Origin of the sequence: Pedobacter cryoconitis, from assembly GCF_014207135.1 — a bacterium.
Lineage (GTDB): Bacteria > Bacteroidota > Bacteroidia > Sphingobacteriales > Sphingobacteriaceae > Pedobacter > Pedobacter cryoconitis_D.
In genome coordinates, this window is the sequence record NZ_JACHCC010000014.1 from 213,442 (window position 1) to 229,780 (window position 16,339).

Consider the following 16,339-nt stretch of genomic DNA (forward strand, 5'->3'; position numbering starts at 1 on the left):
ACCTTGTTAATAGTTCAAAAAATAACTTGATATGAAAGCAGTCTGGAAAGGGTCTATTGGATTTGGATTAGTCAATATTCCTGTTAAACTATTTTCGGCAGTTCAAAATAGCAATCTGGATCTGGATATGCTGGATGGAAAAGATCATTCAAAGATCAAGTTTAAACGGATAAATGAAAATACACATAAAGAAGTACCTTTTGATAAAATAGTAAAGGGATACCTGTTAAACGAAAAATATGTCATATTAGATGAAGAGGATTTCAGCGATGCGAGCCCCGAAAAGAATAAAATGATTGAGTTAGAGAATTTCGTCAACATTGAAGAGATTAACCCGATCTATTATGAAACCTCCTATTATGCAGAAGCTGAAGATCAGGGAAAAAGAGCATACGCATTACTGCTGAAAGCACTAATTAAATCGAAGAAGGCAGGTCTTGCAAGATTCGTACTTCGTAATACGGAAAACCTTTGTATTATTCATCCTATGAACGATATTATAGTCATCACAAAAATCAGGTTCCCCGAAGAAATCCGATCCTATAAGGAATTGGAAACCCCATCGCTTGCTGCTATAAATAAAAAAGAGTTAGAAGTTGGACTTGCATTGATAAAGCAGTACTCTTCTGAATTTAATATTGAAAATTTCCATGATGAGTATAGTGCTGAACTTTTAAAAATCATTAAAGCAAAGGCAAAAGGAAAACGAGCTGTTGTGAAAAAATTAATACCCAGGGAAGAACCTGGTGATGACTTATATGGTCAGTTGATGAAAAGTTTAAATAGTAAAAAAGGAAGTTGAGCTTCATTTCCCTATGAGCAATAAAATCCGCAAAAGTATGCAATAAGAATCTTATATTCCTTTTAGGTCTAAGAAAATCTAAACATATCTGACTAGCTCGTGTTACTTCAATACATCAAAGCTAATTGATATGGAAAATACGGCAATAAACACAGAAACCCTGAACGATCTTATTGAGATAAATAATGATAGGATTGCAGGATACCAGAAAGCATTAGAGGATCTGAAACCTGAGGATAATGACCTTAAATCCTTATTTGCCGAAATGGTAAGACAAAGCCAGAACAACAAATCGGCGTTGATACAAGAAGTTCAAGTTCTTGGGACTGATGCTGAAAAAGGAACAACCACTTCAGGCAAAATTTACCGGGCATGGATGGATGTTAAAGCCATTTTCACTGGTCATGACCGTGAAACTATTCTCAACAATTGTGAATTTGGAGAAGATGCTGCAAAACGTGCTTATAAAATGGCATTGGAAACCGAAGGGTTAGCAAAACATCTGGTTAACCTGATCTCTAGCCAACAAGCTACTTTAAAGGCTTCACATGATCAAATCAAGGCCCTTAGAGACCGGGTTTTATAAAAAAATATGCTAATACAAGAAGGCGATATCATCTGGATGATATCGCCTTTCTTTTGTATCTTTTAATCCTTCAGCCGTAATTTGTAGATATTCATTAGATCAGGCAGGAACTTTATCTTTTTTCTCCCGCTGCCAGAAACGATGCTGTGCGATTGCATTAATAAAATCCTGAGGTGTAGTATCGACCAGTATACCTGCTTTTGCATCTGTATTGCCACTTTTCAATTTAGCACCTACATAACTTTGGGTGATTAGCTCAATACCTTTGCCGGTCGCTGCAATTGCTTTGCAATGTCTATAGGCTTCATTAATAAAATGAATCGCATCAGGTTCGGCTAACAAAGCGTTAATACTTTTATCTCCACCTGGTACATACACAGCATCAAATACCACCGATGTGCCGGTTAAAAAACTCATATCAATTTTGATCTCTTTACCCGCAGCATCCTTAAGTATACCATTTTTAGGCGCAACAACTTTAACCATAGCGCCAGCAGCAAGAAGTGCTTTTTTCATATTTCCAAAATCAGCAGCATCCACTCCATCAGCAGCCAGAAAAGCAATTTGTCTGGTCTTAATGCTATCTTTTGGAGTATTGGCCATACTTAAGGCGGGAGATTTTTCAATTTCTGACTTTACTTTATGGGGCCGATAGTCTGCTGGATTGGCATCCGCTCCAAGAACATGGTTAATAGGCTCCTCAGGTTTACCAGCCTTTAAAGCTAAACTCTCGGCTACAGTGTTTGCAAGAGGAACACTAATCTGAGTAAGCAGGTTCACCATTCTTTGCCGAACTTCAACTGTCTCTACTTTCCCTAATTCAAACTTTAATGCATCAGCAATATGGTTTTGCTCAGGCTCAGACTGGCTATTAAAGAAAAGAGTAGCCTGGCTAAAGAAATCCATAAAGCTTTTACTCCGTGCACGGACTTTATGTGCATCAACACGTTCTTCATAAGAAGAAAATCCACCGTCAGCTATTTTTGCCTGAGCAGGGCTTCCGCCTCCTATAGAATTTGGATGGTAGCTAGTTTTCCCCACATTGATCTGCTGGCGCATATGGCCGTCACGCTGATTATTATGGACAGTATTCACCGAACGGTTAATTGGGATTTCATGGAAATTAGGACTCCCTAAACGAGACAATTGTGTATCTGTATAAGAAAATAAACGGCCTTGAAGTAAAGGATCATTAGTAAAATCTATACCTGGAACTAAATGACCAGGATGGAAGGCTACCTGCTCTACTTCAGCGAAGAAATTATCCGGATTGCGGTCCAGTACCATTTTACCAATTCTTTGTACTGGGACTAATTCTTCCGGGATCAGTTTAGTGGGATCCAACAAATCGAAACTAAACTTATGTTCATCTTCCTGTGAAACAATCTGAACACCAAATTCCCATTCCGGGAACGCGCCGCTTTCAATGGCATCATGTAAATCTCTTCGGTGAAAATCAGGATCTTTACCAGATATTTTTAAAGCTTCATCCCAAGCCACAGAATGCATACCAAGGATTGGTTTCCAATGGAATTTGACAAAACTTGATTTTCCTTTGGCATTAATAAATCTAAAAGTGTGGACACCAAAACCTTCCATCATGCGAAGACTTCTGGGAATTGCCCGGTCTGACATGGCCCACATAATCATATGCATAGATTCGGGTGTAAGTGAAATAAAATCCCAAAAAGAATCGTGAGCAGTTGCTGCCTGAGGTATTTCATTATTGGGTTCAGGTTTAGCCGCATGGATCAGATCCGGAAACTTTATAGCATCCTGGATAAAGAATACCGGCATATTATTACCCACCAAATCATAATTTCCTTCCTGCGTATAAAACTTAACGGAAAATCCACGAACATCCCTCGCAAGATCAGACGAACCTCTGAATCCCGCAACCGTGGAAAAGCGGACAAACACAGGTGTTTTAACTGAGGGATCTTGTAGAAAACCTGCCTTGGTATATTTAGCCATAGATTCATATACCTGGAAATAGCCATGAGCACCTGAACCTCTGGCGTGTACAATACGTTCGGGAATTCGTTCGTGGTCAAAATGCGTTATCTTTTCTCTTAGGATAAAATCTTCCAGTAAAGATGGTCCCCGTTCTCCGGCTTTCAGCGAATTCGTGTCATCATTAATCTTAAGACCTTGATTGGTGGTCATCAATTCTTCCTGATCGGAAGTTATATCAGGTGCCAGGTCTTTTTGTTTTAAATTACCACTGTTTTCAGTCCTCGTTTTTTTCTTTTCCATTTTCTTGTTAATTTACAGGTAGATATAAGGTTTTTAACAGTAAAATTCCTTCTTCATTATTTTGTTGCACAGCAATATCCAAGGCATTCATTCCCCGGTAATCTTTGATCATTACATCTGCACCATGATCAAGAAGCAATCTAACCAGGGCATTACGTCCAAACATCACTGCAAACATTAAAGCCGTCCCTCCGTTTCCATTCAATAGATCAAGTTTAACATGATGGGCAATAAGAAGCTCAGCAATCTCTATATAACCTTTAAAACACACTCCCATAAGGGCCGTATTGCCACCAATATCTGTCCCATTGACATCAGCTCCTGATTCTAACAATAAACGCGCAGCTGCAGTTTGATGATTATAACAAGCAATGATCAAAGGCGTATAACCTTTATCATCCCGCATTTCGAGATTGGTTTTTAGAGCTAATATTTCTTGCAATAATGGCAAATCACCTGTTCTCGAGGCATGAATCAATGCCGATGTTATATTGTCCATGCTACTAAGAACATACGCGATTTGAAATTGTTTATGTTAAAAATACTTCAACAATTCTGATTGAATAAGAAGATTGAAAAAATCAAAGCCATTTTAAATTTAAACAATTATAGAAGAACACTGTTAAACAGATGTCACTTCACAATCAATCTTAAATAAATCATGGGAAATTTACTTTATTTAGTTGCCGTAGTATTAATTATACTCTGGGTAATTGGATTTTTCTTTCACGGCTTTGGAGATGTAGGTGGTTTAATCCATATACTACTTGTCATTGCCGTTATCGCAATCATTCTTAAAGTGATCAATAGGGCCGCATAAAAAACAATAATGAATGCAAATTAAGATACGGCAATTGAACAGATTACAGTTAACTATTAATTTATTCTCATAATATAATTGTATTTTTGATTTCCTAATATTTCTGTACTGAAAGCCGCTCTATTAATTCTTTCGTTCTCTTAAAGTCACATCATGCCTACTATTGAACCCGATCATATCATTGCCATTGGAGCCTCAGCAGGTGGCATGGAAGAAATCAATGCTTTCTTTGATCATACCCCTTTAGATGGGGTTTCTTATATAATTATCCAGCATCTTTCTCCTGATTTTAAAAGCAGAATGGTAGAATTACTGGCCAGGCACAGTAAACTTGTAGTTAAAGAAGCTGAAAATGGTGCCAAAGTAAAACGGAATCAGGTGTACCTGATCCCCAGCAATAAATTCATGACCATACAAGACAACAAGTTATTTTTAACTGACAAACTAAAAAAAGCAGGACCGCATCTAACGATTAATACTTTTTTTAATTCTCTTGCTGTCAATTCCGGTAAAAAATCTATTGCAATTGTCTTATCCGGGTTAGGTTCTGATGGCACTGAGGGTATTAAGGCTATTAAAAAAGCAGGTGGAATGGTTATAGCGCGTAACCCCGAAACGTCAGAATTTAACAGTATGCCTTCCCACGCTGTGGCGACCGGAATCGTAGATTTTATTTTGGAGCCCGAATTAATGCCTGGCGCAATTGAAGATTATGTAAAATATGAAGCAGGATTACTAGTTAATGACCCAGGAGATCAAAAAAACCTGATCGCAATCATTAACCTGATTAAAGAAAATTCACCTCTGGATTTTTCTGATTACAAACAGGCAACCATCCTGAGAAGAACTAAAAGAAGAGCAGCTTATCATAATTTTACTTCGCTCTCCAACTATATGGATTTTCTAAAAACAACACCGGAAGAAGTAACGGCTCTTGCTAAAGAGTTTTTAATTAGTGTAACTTCATTTTTCAGAGATAAAGAAGCATTTGACTTCATTCAAAGTAATGTATTGCCTGAAATACTCAAAAAACTGGCACCCAGGGAAGAGTTAAAGTTATGGGTGGCAGGTTGTGCTACGGGTGAAGAAGTATATTCCCTGGCCATATTGATTGCAGAACAGTTAACCGGAAAATTTAAAGATACTGTTGTGAAGATTTTCGCAACTGACATTGACAATGCAGCATTAGTCCTTGCTGCTAAAGGAATTTACAGTTCGGTTATTGAAAAGGATGTATCTCCACGGCGGATTGAAAGGTATTTCTTAAAAGAAGGTCAAAACTACCGGATTAAACCGGAGATAAGAAAAATGGCCGTTTTTGCTCAACATGATCTGGTGAAGAATCCTCCGTATTGCAATATGCATTTAATCAGCTGCCGTAATTTGTTGATCTATATGACACCTACGTTGCAGAAAAAAATATTCAACATGCTACTTTTTGGACTTAAGATGGAAGGATACCTGTTTTTAGGTTCGAGCGAGAATCCAATGCCAATTATCGAAAAGTTAGAAGTTACCAATAAAAAATGGAAGATATACAGGAATCTCGAAACAAAACGGGCTATAAGTTTTGATGCATTTTCACTACCCAATTTGCTGGATTTAAAACACATGTCTTCTTCATCTGCAAGGGAACCTATTGGTAAAAATATGACCAACGTTATAGCCGAAACTATGAATGACCGCCTGGCAGAAGTACTGAACTTTATGGCTGTTTGTATTGATGAAAATGATTCTGTTATAAAATCTTATGGAGATACCACAAAATATCTTCTCCAAAAACATTTTACTTCAAACCTAGCTGAGCTTTTACCCAAACCCCTTTTAGTAGCATTTAATACGTTAAGCAAAACCGTTTCAAAAACAAATGAAAGCACTACTGTTTATGGAATAAAAATTAAACGCGGGCAATCTACCGTTAAAGTATCTCTTTCTGTCACACCTTTGGTAGTTAAAAAAGGAGAACAAAGATTGCTGATGGTTGTAATTAGTGACGCTAATCCGGTCGGTCCGGGCAGTGAAGAAGACTACGTATATGACGAAAAAACATACTTAAATCAATATACTTTAAATCTGGAAGCAGAATTAAAGGAGCTAAAAGACAAACTTCACTCGGCCTATGAGAAACTTGATTCTTCTGCAGAGAACCTTCAATCCTTTAATGAAGAGCTCATTTCTGCCAATGAAGAAATGCAAAGTACCAATGAAGAAATGCAATCGGTAAATGAAGAATTACATACCATTAATTCTGATTATCAATTAAAAAACAAGGAGCTACTGGATGTTAATGATGATTTGAACAATTACTTTAGAAGTAATATCAATGGGCAGTTATTTATTGACAATAATTTGTTGTTAATGAAATTTTCACCAGGTACGGTAAAGCAAATTAATCTCCGGGATTCTGACATAGGGAGACCTATCAGTAACATTTCTACCAATATAAAATTTGAAACCATTATAGAAGACATTAAACAGGTAATTGACAGAGGAAGCGTCATTACTAAAGAAATTGAAACTAATAATGGCAAGTGGTACCAGATCATGACTATGCCTTATATCCAGCAGACTGATCATAAGAGTAAAGGCGCAATCGTTACTTTTAATGACATTACTGAACTAAAAAAGACGCAACTGGAGCTTGATAAAAAGAATGAAAGTCTGTTACGTATCAATGCCGATCTTGATAATTTCGCCAATACTGCTTCCCATGATTTGTTAGCGCCATTAGGTAGTCTTGAAATGAGTATTGGTGTGATGAACCGGAAAGTAACAGATCCGGAGTTGAATAAATTTTTAATCATCATCAACTCCTCTGTTAAAAAATTCAGAGAATTAATAAGTGATATCTCTACCATAGCCAAATTAGAAAGTGATATGATGGAAATGGTTGATCTGGAAGAGATTATTAAGAATGTAGAATGGAGCCTGGATCTTAACATTAAGCTATCGGGTGCAGTTATCACCAAGAATCTTGGCGTTAAACAGGTTTTCTTTTCAAAAAAGAATCTCAGGAGTATTCTGTTTAATTTGATTTCAAATGGTATTAAATTTCAAAGTGATAAACATCCTGTAATTCATATCCATACCTCAATGGAAGAAAATGATATCATATTAACTGTCGAGGATAATGGCAGAGGCATGCCAGCTGAGGGGCTTAATCGTATTTTTGATATGTATGGGCGGCTTCATCAGGACATTGATGGTCGTGGTATAGGATTATACCTTGCTAAAAAAATCGTAAATGCAGCGGGTGGAAGTATTAATGTCGAAAGCAAGCCAGATAAGGGTAGTAAATTTATTATTCACTTTAAATGCAAGAAAGAAGATCACCTGAGGTCTGTAACGTAATTTATATTTCCATCAATTGATCCTTATCACCTTTTTGAATGATTCTTTACATTTAGATAATCTGCCTTTGCCTATACCTTTGTTTTTGGATAGAGGCTGGTATAGCCTTCTTTATTTCATAATTAAAACAATAAGCGATGAAATCAATTACCTCTAAATTCGACAAAATTTTAAGCGCTTCTTCTGATAACGGAAATGTGAATCACGAGCCCGATTCAAGCAAAGAACAACAACGCAACACACCACAAAAATCTATGCCGTTTTCGGACCAGATTGGAAATTATCAACGTAACAGAGGGATTCCTGTTAAATCATATCAGGATAGTAAAATCTACATTATAGGTAGTGGTATAGCTGGTATGGCAACTGCCTATTATTTCATTCGTGACGGCCAGGTGCCTGCCAAAAACATCACATTTTTAGAACAATTGCACATCGATGGAGGATCATTGGATGGTGCAGGTAATGCAAAAGACGGCTACATCATCCGTGGTGGTCGGGAAATGGACATGACCTACGAGAACCTTTGGGATATATTTCAGGACATTCCAGCACTAGAAATGCCGGCTCCCTACACCGTTTTAGATGAATATCGTTTAATCAATGATAATGACTCCAATTATTCCAAAGCCCGCCTTATCCATAACAAAGGAGAAATAAAAGATTTCAGTAAATTCGGTCTGAACAAAAAAGACCAGCTGGCCATCGTTAAACTTTTGCTAAAGAAAAAGGAAGATCTGGACGATCTGACCATTGAAGATTACTTCAGTGAGACCTTCCTAAGCAGCGATTTCTGGACTTATTGGCGTACCATGTTTGCCTTTGAAAATTGGCATAGCCTGCTGGAGTTAAAGCTTTATATGCACCGCTTCCTGCATGCTATTGATGGATTGAACGATTTCTCTTCTTTAGTATTTCCTAAATACAATCAATATGACACCTTTATAACTCCTTTGCGTAATTTTCTAAGGGATAAAGGCGTTAACATCCAGTTTAATACGCTGATAAACGACCTTGATATTCATATCAATACAGAAGGAAAGGTAGTTGAAGGGATTATTACTGACCAAAACGGAAAAGAGGTTAAAATACCTGTAGGAAAAGAAGACTATGTGATTGTAACTACGGGTTCAATGACCGAAGATACTTTCTATGGTGATAACAAAAAAGCACCTATCATAGCTATCGACAATAGTACAAGTGGAAAAAGCGGTGGATGGAAGTTATGGAAAAACCTTGCTGCTAAATCAGCAGTCTTTGGTAAACCAGAAAAATTCTGCAGCAATATTGAAAAATCGGCCTGGGAATCCGTGACTTTAACCTGCCGGCCTTCTGCACTGGTTGAAAAACTAAAGGAATATTGTGTTAATGATCCTTATTCTGGAAAAACAGCCACCGGAGGAATTATTACCATTACGGATTCTAATTGGTTAATGAGTTTTACGTGTAACAGACAACCTCATTTCCCGGAACAACCAGACGATATTCTGGTACTTTGGGTGTATGCACTTTTCATGGATAAAGAAGGAAATTATATCAAGAAAACAATGCCTGAATGTACTGGAGATGAAATCCTTGCCGAATTATGCTATCATACGGGCATCATTGATCAGTTGGATAATGTAGTAAAAAACACGATCGTCCGTACAGCGTTCATGCCCTATATCACATCGATGTTCATGCCAAGGGCTAAAGGTGACCGTCCGGGAGTTGTTCCTGAAGGATGTAAAAACCTGGGATTGATCGGCCAGTTTGTAGAGACAAACAATGATGTGGTATTTACCATGGAAAGTTCTGTAAGAACAGCAAGAATTGCAGTTTATGAACTGTTAAACCTGAATAAGCAGGTACCTGATATTAATCCTTTGCAGTACGATATCCGTCATTTACTCAAAGCGGCGAAAACGCTAAATGACAATAAGCCATTTTTGGGTGAAGGTATATTACGCAGAGTATTGAAAGGAACCTATTTTGAGCATATTTTACCGGTAGGTGATGAAGGAGAAGAAGAACATGAATCCTTTATAACAGAACAAATCAATAGGTTCAAAGATTGGATAAAAGGTGTAAAAGATGAATAAGCATTAATTGTATGATGAGATCTGGGTAAATCCAGATCTCATTTTTCTTATTTCCCGGTCTCTACCCTGACCCCATAATTGAATAAAGATATTTTACTTGATCCTCCTGGCAGTCTGCTCAGCTGGATCTGTGTACCTATCCTTTCTTTCAGCGCTTCCACATGTGAAATGATTCCTATACTTTTTCCATTTGCCTGGAGGTTTTCGAGCGCAGTAATGGCAACATCAAGCGTTTCTGCATCAAGCGTACCAAATCCTTCATCAATGAACAACGAATTGATCTGTACCTTCCGGCTCGCCAGATCAGATAAGCCGAGTGCTAAAGATAGACTGACCAGGAAGCTCTCCCCTCCTGATAAGGTTGACATCGGTCTGACTACATCTGCCTGATAGCCATCTGTAATTTGCAGATCCAGATCTTTCTCCGGACTCTTTAAAATAGTATACCGGTCACTTAACCTCAGTAAATGACGGTTAGCCAGCTCAGTCAGTCTGGCCAGGGTAAGTCCCTGCGCAAAACGGCTGAATTTCTTTCCATCAGCAGAGCCAATCAGAGCCGACAGTTTCTGAAAACGATCAGACTCCTTTTGCTGATTTTCTATTTGTCCGGCTACTTCCCTGTGTTTTAATTTCAGTTCGTCGTCCACAGCGAGCATATGTCTTACTTTCACTTTATCTTCGAGTAGTTGTCTCAGTTCCTGGTCATATACTGCTAAACGGGGCTGTAGAATCTCTATAGTTTCTTCTGTAAGTGCTTTCTTTTGTTCCGTGTCTAGTTCTTTGACTGTAGCAGCTAACAGACTTTCTCCCGAAGTTATTCTCTCATTTGCCTCTTTTTGCAGCTCCCCAGTGGCTTTAACTTCTTCTTCCGGCAGATATAACGACTTCAGTTCAGTTAGATCTGCCAGCCCCTCTCCAATCAGCTTTGCGCTTAATTGTTCCAGATGAACAGTAAACAATTCTTTAGTATTCAGTTCTGCTAATTGCAAGACTGCCCGGCGGTCTTCGGCAATACGCACCTTTTCTTGTTTTTCCTGTACCTGGTGCTGCAACCTTTCTGTTTCAATTCTACATTTCTTTAAAGCCTCAGTCAGCCGTACTTTTTCCTGAACTGGATCTTTCGATCCGAAAAGCTCAATACGGTCCTCCTGTAGCTGCTGCAAGATCCTCTGTTCTGCTTTTAACTGTCCACTCCACTGTTCAATGCTATCCTTCTTTTCATTCAATGCGGCCAGACTATTTTTAAGTTCAGTTTCCTTTTGCCGTAGATCAGGCTGCAATTGATTTAATTCTTTGACAGAGGTCTGATAACGCTGATATCTTTCATTCATTTCAAGAATGATTTCATTAGCCCGCTCCTTGTCAAAAACAATTCCGAAAGGCGCTGTCAACAGTGTAGCCTTTTGCAGTACCAATTGAAGTTCCTCCTCAGTTTTTGTCTTTTCCTTCAGTACCACCTGTAATTGCTTTTCGGCAAAACTAATGGTCAGCCCAGCCTGTTCCACCTTGTTTTTTTCCTGTGCCAACGCTTCTTTCTCCTGAAGAAGCTTATTTTCAAGCACGGTAATCTCCTGTTGCGTATCCCTGACCAATTTAAGCTGAACCTGCAAATCCTGCTGCTGTACCTTTTTTCTGGTAATAACCGCAGCAATAATAGCTGGTTTATTCAGGTCCAGTGGCTTAGGTAGTTTCTCGTTATTGGTTTCAAACTCTTGTAGAATTGAAGCGATTGATTCCTGTAAAACAACAAGTGACCGTTCACCTGTCTGTATCTGATGGGTCAGTGTATTTAACTCAAGCAGGGCCTCTGCAAGTTTTGCTTTCTGCTGATCCAGCTTTACATTTTGCTGATTTCTGCGCTCGGCCGATTCGGTTAGTTTACCGGTATATTTTCCTTCAGCAAATGGATGGTGTACCGACCCGCAAAGCGGACAAGGTTGTTCCGGTTCCAACTGCAAACGGTCTGCATCATATTTTTGCACTTTCACTTCCAGCTCATAGATCTGCTGCAAATAAGTTAGCTGGGTAGTTCCCTCTTCAATTTCAACTTTCAGCCCAGCCATTAATTGCTCAGCAGCTATGTTTTTGAGGCGGTATCCTGCCAGTGTTTCAACCAGCTTATCCTGTTCCAGTTTAGACTTGTGGTGCTGATCAGCCAGACGTAATTGTTGTTCCGAAGTTTGAATCAGCACCGGGAACTCTCTTAATTCTGTTTCCAGCTCCTCGACAGCTTTCCCCCCTAGAACAGTCAGCAATTTTTGATTCAACGCAGCGGAAGCATTTGTATATTCCAGTATCTTTTGATCCGCCAGATTGATATTCCGGTTCATTTCAACCAGAGTCAGTTTTGCAAGGTCTGTCTGCCCGGTATAATCCTTTATTTCCTTTTCGACAGCAAGAATCTTTTGTGTAAAAGTATGCAATTGCTGAACCTGTTGATTCAGGACTATAACCTCCTTATCCAGTCCGTTGTCCAGAACTTTATCTTCCAGCCATAAAGAAAGGTGCTCAATCCTTTGCTGCAAAGTATTGAGTTGTACAGTCATTGCTGCACGGGCTTCGGTGATGACTTCAAGGCCTGCCTTTGCAACTTCAAAAGATTTACTGGTTTTTTGCAGTTGATTTTCGGCCTGTTCAATCAGTATATCTTTCTTACTGACGATTTCAAATACAGGCTCCATCTCCACTAAGGTTTTCTCCGTCTGTGCAGTTTTCTCTTTCGATGTATTAAGTGCATTTTTTGTTGCAGCTTCCTCTCTCAACAGATCCGGGTGCTGTAATTCTGCCTCCTGCAAATCAGTCTTAATTTTCTGCTGCTGCTTTTCAATAGTACTTAACTCGGCCAGAGCCGGACGATGAACTGCCGCAGCCAGATGTCGCTGAAGTTTGATAAACCGCGACTCATGGGTAGCATAAAAAAGCCGGTCGTCAACTAAACGCTGTGTCAGTTCTGTTTTTCTGTTTTCCAGTTTTCCTATAGTATTCAGCCACTCTATTTTGGTTCTCCATAGAGTTTCTTCTTCTTTCAGTTGGTTTTCCTGAACAGAAAGCCCCTCAAACTGACCCTGGTAAACTTCCCTTTCTTCAGCAGTCAGCAAAACCACATTGTCCAGCTGATTACGCAGCTGTTCTAGTTTTATCTTTTCTTCTCTTGCTCTTTCATAGGCAGAAACAGAGATCTCCGAATAAATCCCGGTATCTGTTATCCTTTCCAGCAATTCACTTCTTTCATTCTCATCGGCCTTCAGAAAGCGGGTAAAATCGCCCTGCGATAAAATTACTGATCGTAAAAACTGGTTATAATCCAATCCGCATAATTTTACGATTTCATCTCTCACTTCCTGCAAAGGATGTTCAATCAGAATGGTTCCGCTAACTGCCTCGGCAAGCTCCATTTTCGGGGTTTGCAACTGGCCGTCTGCTTTTCCACGGCTACGCCGGATAGACCATTTGGCCCGGTATAGTTTGTCTTTAACCTCAAATTCTACTTCAGCATAAGATTCTGCTGTGTGACGGGTCATGACCTCAAATACATCTTTGGTATGGCGATGAACTTTCCCGTATAAGGCCACAGTAATGGCATCGAGTATGGTTGTTTTTCCGGCTCCTGTAGGGCCGGTAATAGCAAAAATACCACTTTCAGTAAAAGGTGGCTGATCAAAACGGATCTCGTGCTGCCCTTTCAGGGAATTCAGATTTAAAAATTTAACACTTATAATCTTCATACCCTATCTTCTTTTTGTGCCATATATTCGATTACCTCATTGAAAGTAAGCAGCAGATCGGCATGATCCTGCTCAGGAAATTCAGAGGAACAGCGTTTTAAAAACACGGTTTCCGGATCGAGATCCGTCAATGCCATCGCTTCTGTGGTTTGTTCATCGAGGTTTTGTGAAGCCCTGATCCGAAGTTGTCTTGGAAAGAGTCTTTCGATAAAAGGTTTATTGACAATCAGTGTATTCAGCTGCTCTTCCAGATCGAAAATAAAAGTTTCCGTTTCTACCTGTACTTCCACCCAGGCCGGGAAAAGTGTTTCGGGTTCATCCAGTAAAACGAGTTTGGTTTTCACCTTTTCAAAATCCCCTTTAATTCTGATCAGTCTACGGTTACAGGGAACTTGAATTTCTATCAGGCTAATCATTTTATCTCCTTCAAATTCAAGGACAATGACTTGTTTCCGATCTTCTGTTTCAGAAAAACTCAATGGAATGGGTGATCCGGAATACCGGATATGGTTCATATTGTTAATGATCTGCGGACGATGAATATGTCCCAGCGCTACGTAGTTAAACTCTTCCGGGAACTGGTCCCCGCCTATCTGTCCAAGATTTCCTACATGAATCTCTTTTTCACTGTCCGAAGTACTTGATCCGGCAGCAAAAAGGTGTCCTGTAGCAATGACAGGGATATGATTGGATTTATATTCGCCGATATAGGCTTTAAATTTATGATAATGATCGCTGATTCCCTTTTTGATCCGGGTTTCGCGCTCTTCGGCAGTCTCACCGGCAACTGAAAGCCGGATGTCGCGGTCACGCAAAAAAGGAACGGCACAAACTACCAGTTCGAGTTTACCTTCGGGATTGCGTATTTCGATGAGCTGATCGGTGAATTCTTCAGGGACACCACCAACGATATGTACATTAAAGTACTTAAGTAAAGACTGAGGGGCATTTAAAGTACTAATGGAATCATGATTCCCGCCAATGATAATCACTTCGCGGCAACAGGTATCCTTAACCTGTCTCAGAAAACCATAGTACTGTTCAAAGGCTGTATTGGATGGGCTGCCGGTATCAAAAATATCTCCCGCAACAATTAAAACATCAATCTTTTCTGTCTGTAAGGTCAGTATCAGCCAGTTCAGAAAAGCCTGATGCTCTTCTGTCCTTTCACTTTGTTCCAGTCTCTTTCCTAGGTGCCAGTCGGCGGTATGAAGAATTCTCATCGTTGCCTGCTAAATTAAACAATTGCCTAGACAATTGTTTAATTTGCTATGGCTAGAAAAGACTAGTTCTGTGTATTTACCCCATTTCCTGGTGCAGTAGAAATCAGACTGTCCACTACAAATACAGTAACCCCTCTCCATGGAAGAGGGCTGATATATTCTTTGTAATGCACTTCAATATTGGAACCTGCATTTTTATTGAGCTGATCAGCAACCTTTTCATCTGTTACCGAAAACATAAATTCATTTGAAGCTATATTTCCCGGAGCCTGTGAACGGATACCTGTCTGTATCAAACGTCCTTCATTTGTTTTAAATAAATATCCTTTTTTCACAAAATAGTTCAGCTGTCCGGCTTTTACACCTTCACCGAAAACGAAAAAATACTTGTAATAAGAAAATCCTGCCAAACCTAAAATCACCAGAATAATGAGAATAGTCCAGAATTTACCTTTTGATTTTTTTGGTGGAACACCAGATCCTGTAGTTGTATTTTCCATTGAAGAGGTTTTTTTGATTAAAAATAGTCAATAATTATTCCATAAATATATTTACAACCAAAAAATAAGCTTACCTGATTTCATAACTCATTATGTTTTGTAACTACATTAGCACTTCCATAAAAATAATTTTAATCAAAAAACATGGCCTCAGCTGTTAAGAATTATCTTTCCTCCATTCTGATATTACTTGTAGTGACTTCAGGCTCTTATGCCCAAGAGTTAAAAAACAAACCTAAACCCGAAGCTATAGCACTAAACAACAGGGCATCTCGTTTAAATGCGATGCATTTACCTGGAAGTAAACAGGTAGATACTGCATTAATATTATTAGACAGTGCTTTAAAAATTGATAATCATTATGCCATTGCTTATTCCAATATGACCTCCATCTACGTAGAGCGGAAGAATTATCCTATGGCAATTCGTACAATGCGTAAATTTGAAGTGGTCGAGCCTACAAATCCTGAACTCTTATTTTATCTTGGAATAATGCTCGAAAAAACTGGTGAGCTTAAAAAATCCCGGGAGAAGTTTATAAAAGCAGAAGCTTTGAATAAACTCAGGTTAAATAAAATGAATGTGAATGATAAACATTACGAAGATACCCTGATAAATTACGCCGGGGATTTAATTTTTCTAAACCGTAGTGCTGAAGCCGAAAAAATACTCACTAAAATCCTGACAAAAAACCCAAAACAAATGGCTGCACTAGCGCTTAAAGGCAAAACAAAGGAGCACCTATTAAACGAGTTTAAATAACCTCTCCTATTAGGCTAAAAAGAGGTTTCTGGTTGATCTTAAACTGATTTTGTATTCGGTGTTGGAATAGGGTTGGCATAGCTCTGGGCTATATCAACCCTATTCCAACACCGAATACAGCATAGACAATAACTTATCTGTCCTATACTGAGATAAGTTTACAGTAAAAAGTGAATTACTGATTTGTGTTTACAATGATAGTTTTAATTCCTGTTTGTTGTTTACAATGATTT

The 16,339-nt window shown here is 38.8% G+C and carries 11 protein-coding genes; 6 read left to right on the forward strand and 5 right to left on the reverse strand.

Translation table 11 applies throughout. The features are described from left to right. Positions 1–31: 31 nt before the first annotated feature. Positions 32–802: a Ku protein gene (locus HDF25_RS23560; protein WP_184628858.1), complete on the forward strand. Its 771-nt coding sequence runs from the start codon at positions 32–34 to the stop codon at positions 800–802. 130 nt (positions 803–932) lie between these two features. Continuing rightward, the gene (locus HDF25_RS23565) at positions 933–1,388 is read left to right on the forward strand and encodes a ferritin-like domain-containing protein (RefSeq protein WP_184628859.1); all 456 of its coding nucleotides are present in this window, start codon (positions 933–935) and stop codon (positions 1,386–1,388) included. A gap of 99 nt (positions 1,389–1,487) precedes the next feature. Here the strand turns inward: HDF25_RS23565 and HDF25_RS23570 are convergent, their stop codons facing one another. Together HDF25_RS23570 and HDF25_RS23575 are read right to left on the reverse strand one after the other, a co-directional pair. Further along, complete coding sequence (locus tag HDF25_RS23570; protein WP_184628860.1) at positions 1,488–3,644, reverse strand: catalase; 2,157 nt, start codon at positions 3,642–3,644, stop codon at positions 1,488–1,490. A 7-nt stretch (positions 3,645–3,651) separates the two neighbouring features. Continuing rightward, the gene (locus HDF25_RS23575) at positions 3,652–4,143 is read right to left on the reverse strand and encodes an ankyrin repeat domain-containing protein (RefSeq protein ID WP_184628861.1); all 492 of its coding nucleotides are present in this window, start codon (positions 4,141–4,143) and stop codon (positions 3,652–3,654) included. Positions 4,144–4,305: 162 nt separating this feature from the next. Here HDF25_RS23575 and HDF25_RS23580 point away from each other — a divergent pair, with 162 nt between their 5' ends. The 3 genes from HDF25_RS23580 (at position 4,306) to HDF25_RS23590 (ending at position 9,896) form a co-directional block, all read left to right on the forward strand. Then, positions 4,306–4,464, forward strand: coding sequence for a lmo0937 family membrane protein (locus tag HDF25_RS23580; protein WP_184628862.1), 159 nt, complete (start codon positions 4,306–4,308; stop codon positions 4,462–4,464). 153 nt (positions 4,465–4,617) lie between these two features. Continuing rightward, positions 4,618–7,815, forward strand: a complete 3,198-nt coding sequence (locus HDF25_RS23585) for a chemotaxis protein CheB (protein ID WP_184628863.1) — start codon at positions 4,618–4,620, stop codon at positions 7,813–7,815. A 137-nt stretch (positions 7,816–7,952) separates the two neighbouring features. Further along, positions 7,953–9,896, forward strand: a complete 1,944-nt coding sequence (locus tag HDF25_RS23590; RefSeq protein ID WP_184628864.1) for an oleate hydratase — start codon at positions 7,953–7,955, stop codon at positions 9,894–9,896. Between the two features lie 47 nt (positions 9,897–9,943). Here HDF25_RS23590 and HDF25_RS23595 read toward each other — a convergent pair whose 3' ends face one another. The 3 genes from HDF25_RS23595 to HDF25_RS23605 form a co-directional block, all read right to left on the reverse strand. Continuing rightward, positions 9,944–13,621: an AAA family ATPase gene (locus tag HDF25_RS23595; protein WP_184628865.1), complete on the reverse strand. Its 3,678-nt coding sequence runs from the start codon at positions 13,619–13,621 to the stop codon at positions 9,944–9,946. Then, complete coding sequence (locus HDF25_RS23600; protein ID WP_184628866.1) at positions 13,618–14,844, reverse strand: exonuclease SbcCD subunit D C-terminal domain-containing protein; 1,227 nt, start codon at positions 14,842–14,844, stop codon at positions 13,618–13,620. The genes HDF25_RS23595 and HDF25_RS23600 overlap by 4 nt, the downstream gene beginning before the upstream one ends. A 62-nt stretch (positions 14,845–14,906) precedes the next feature. Continuing rightward, positions 14,907–15,344 carry a hypothetical protein gene (locus tag HDF25_RS23605; protein ID WP_184628867.1) on the reverse strand — a complete coding sequence of 146 codons (438 nt, stop codon included), beginning with the start codon at positions 15,342–15,344 and terminating at the stop codon, positions 14,907–14,909. Between the two features lie 144 nt (positions 15,345–15,488). On the opposite strand from HDF25_RS23605, the gene HDF25_RS23610 reads away from it, so the two are divergent. Continuing rightward, positions 15,489–16,106, forward strand: a complete 618-nt coding sequence (locus HDF25_RS23610) for a hypothetical protein (RefSeq protein ID WP_184628868.1) — start codon at positions 15,489–15,491, stop codon at positions 16,104–16,106. Positions 16,107–16,339 lie beyond the last annotated feature (233 nt).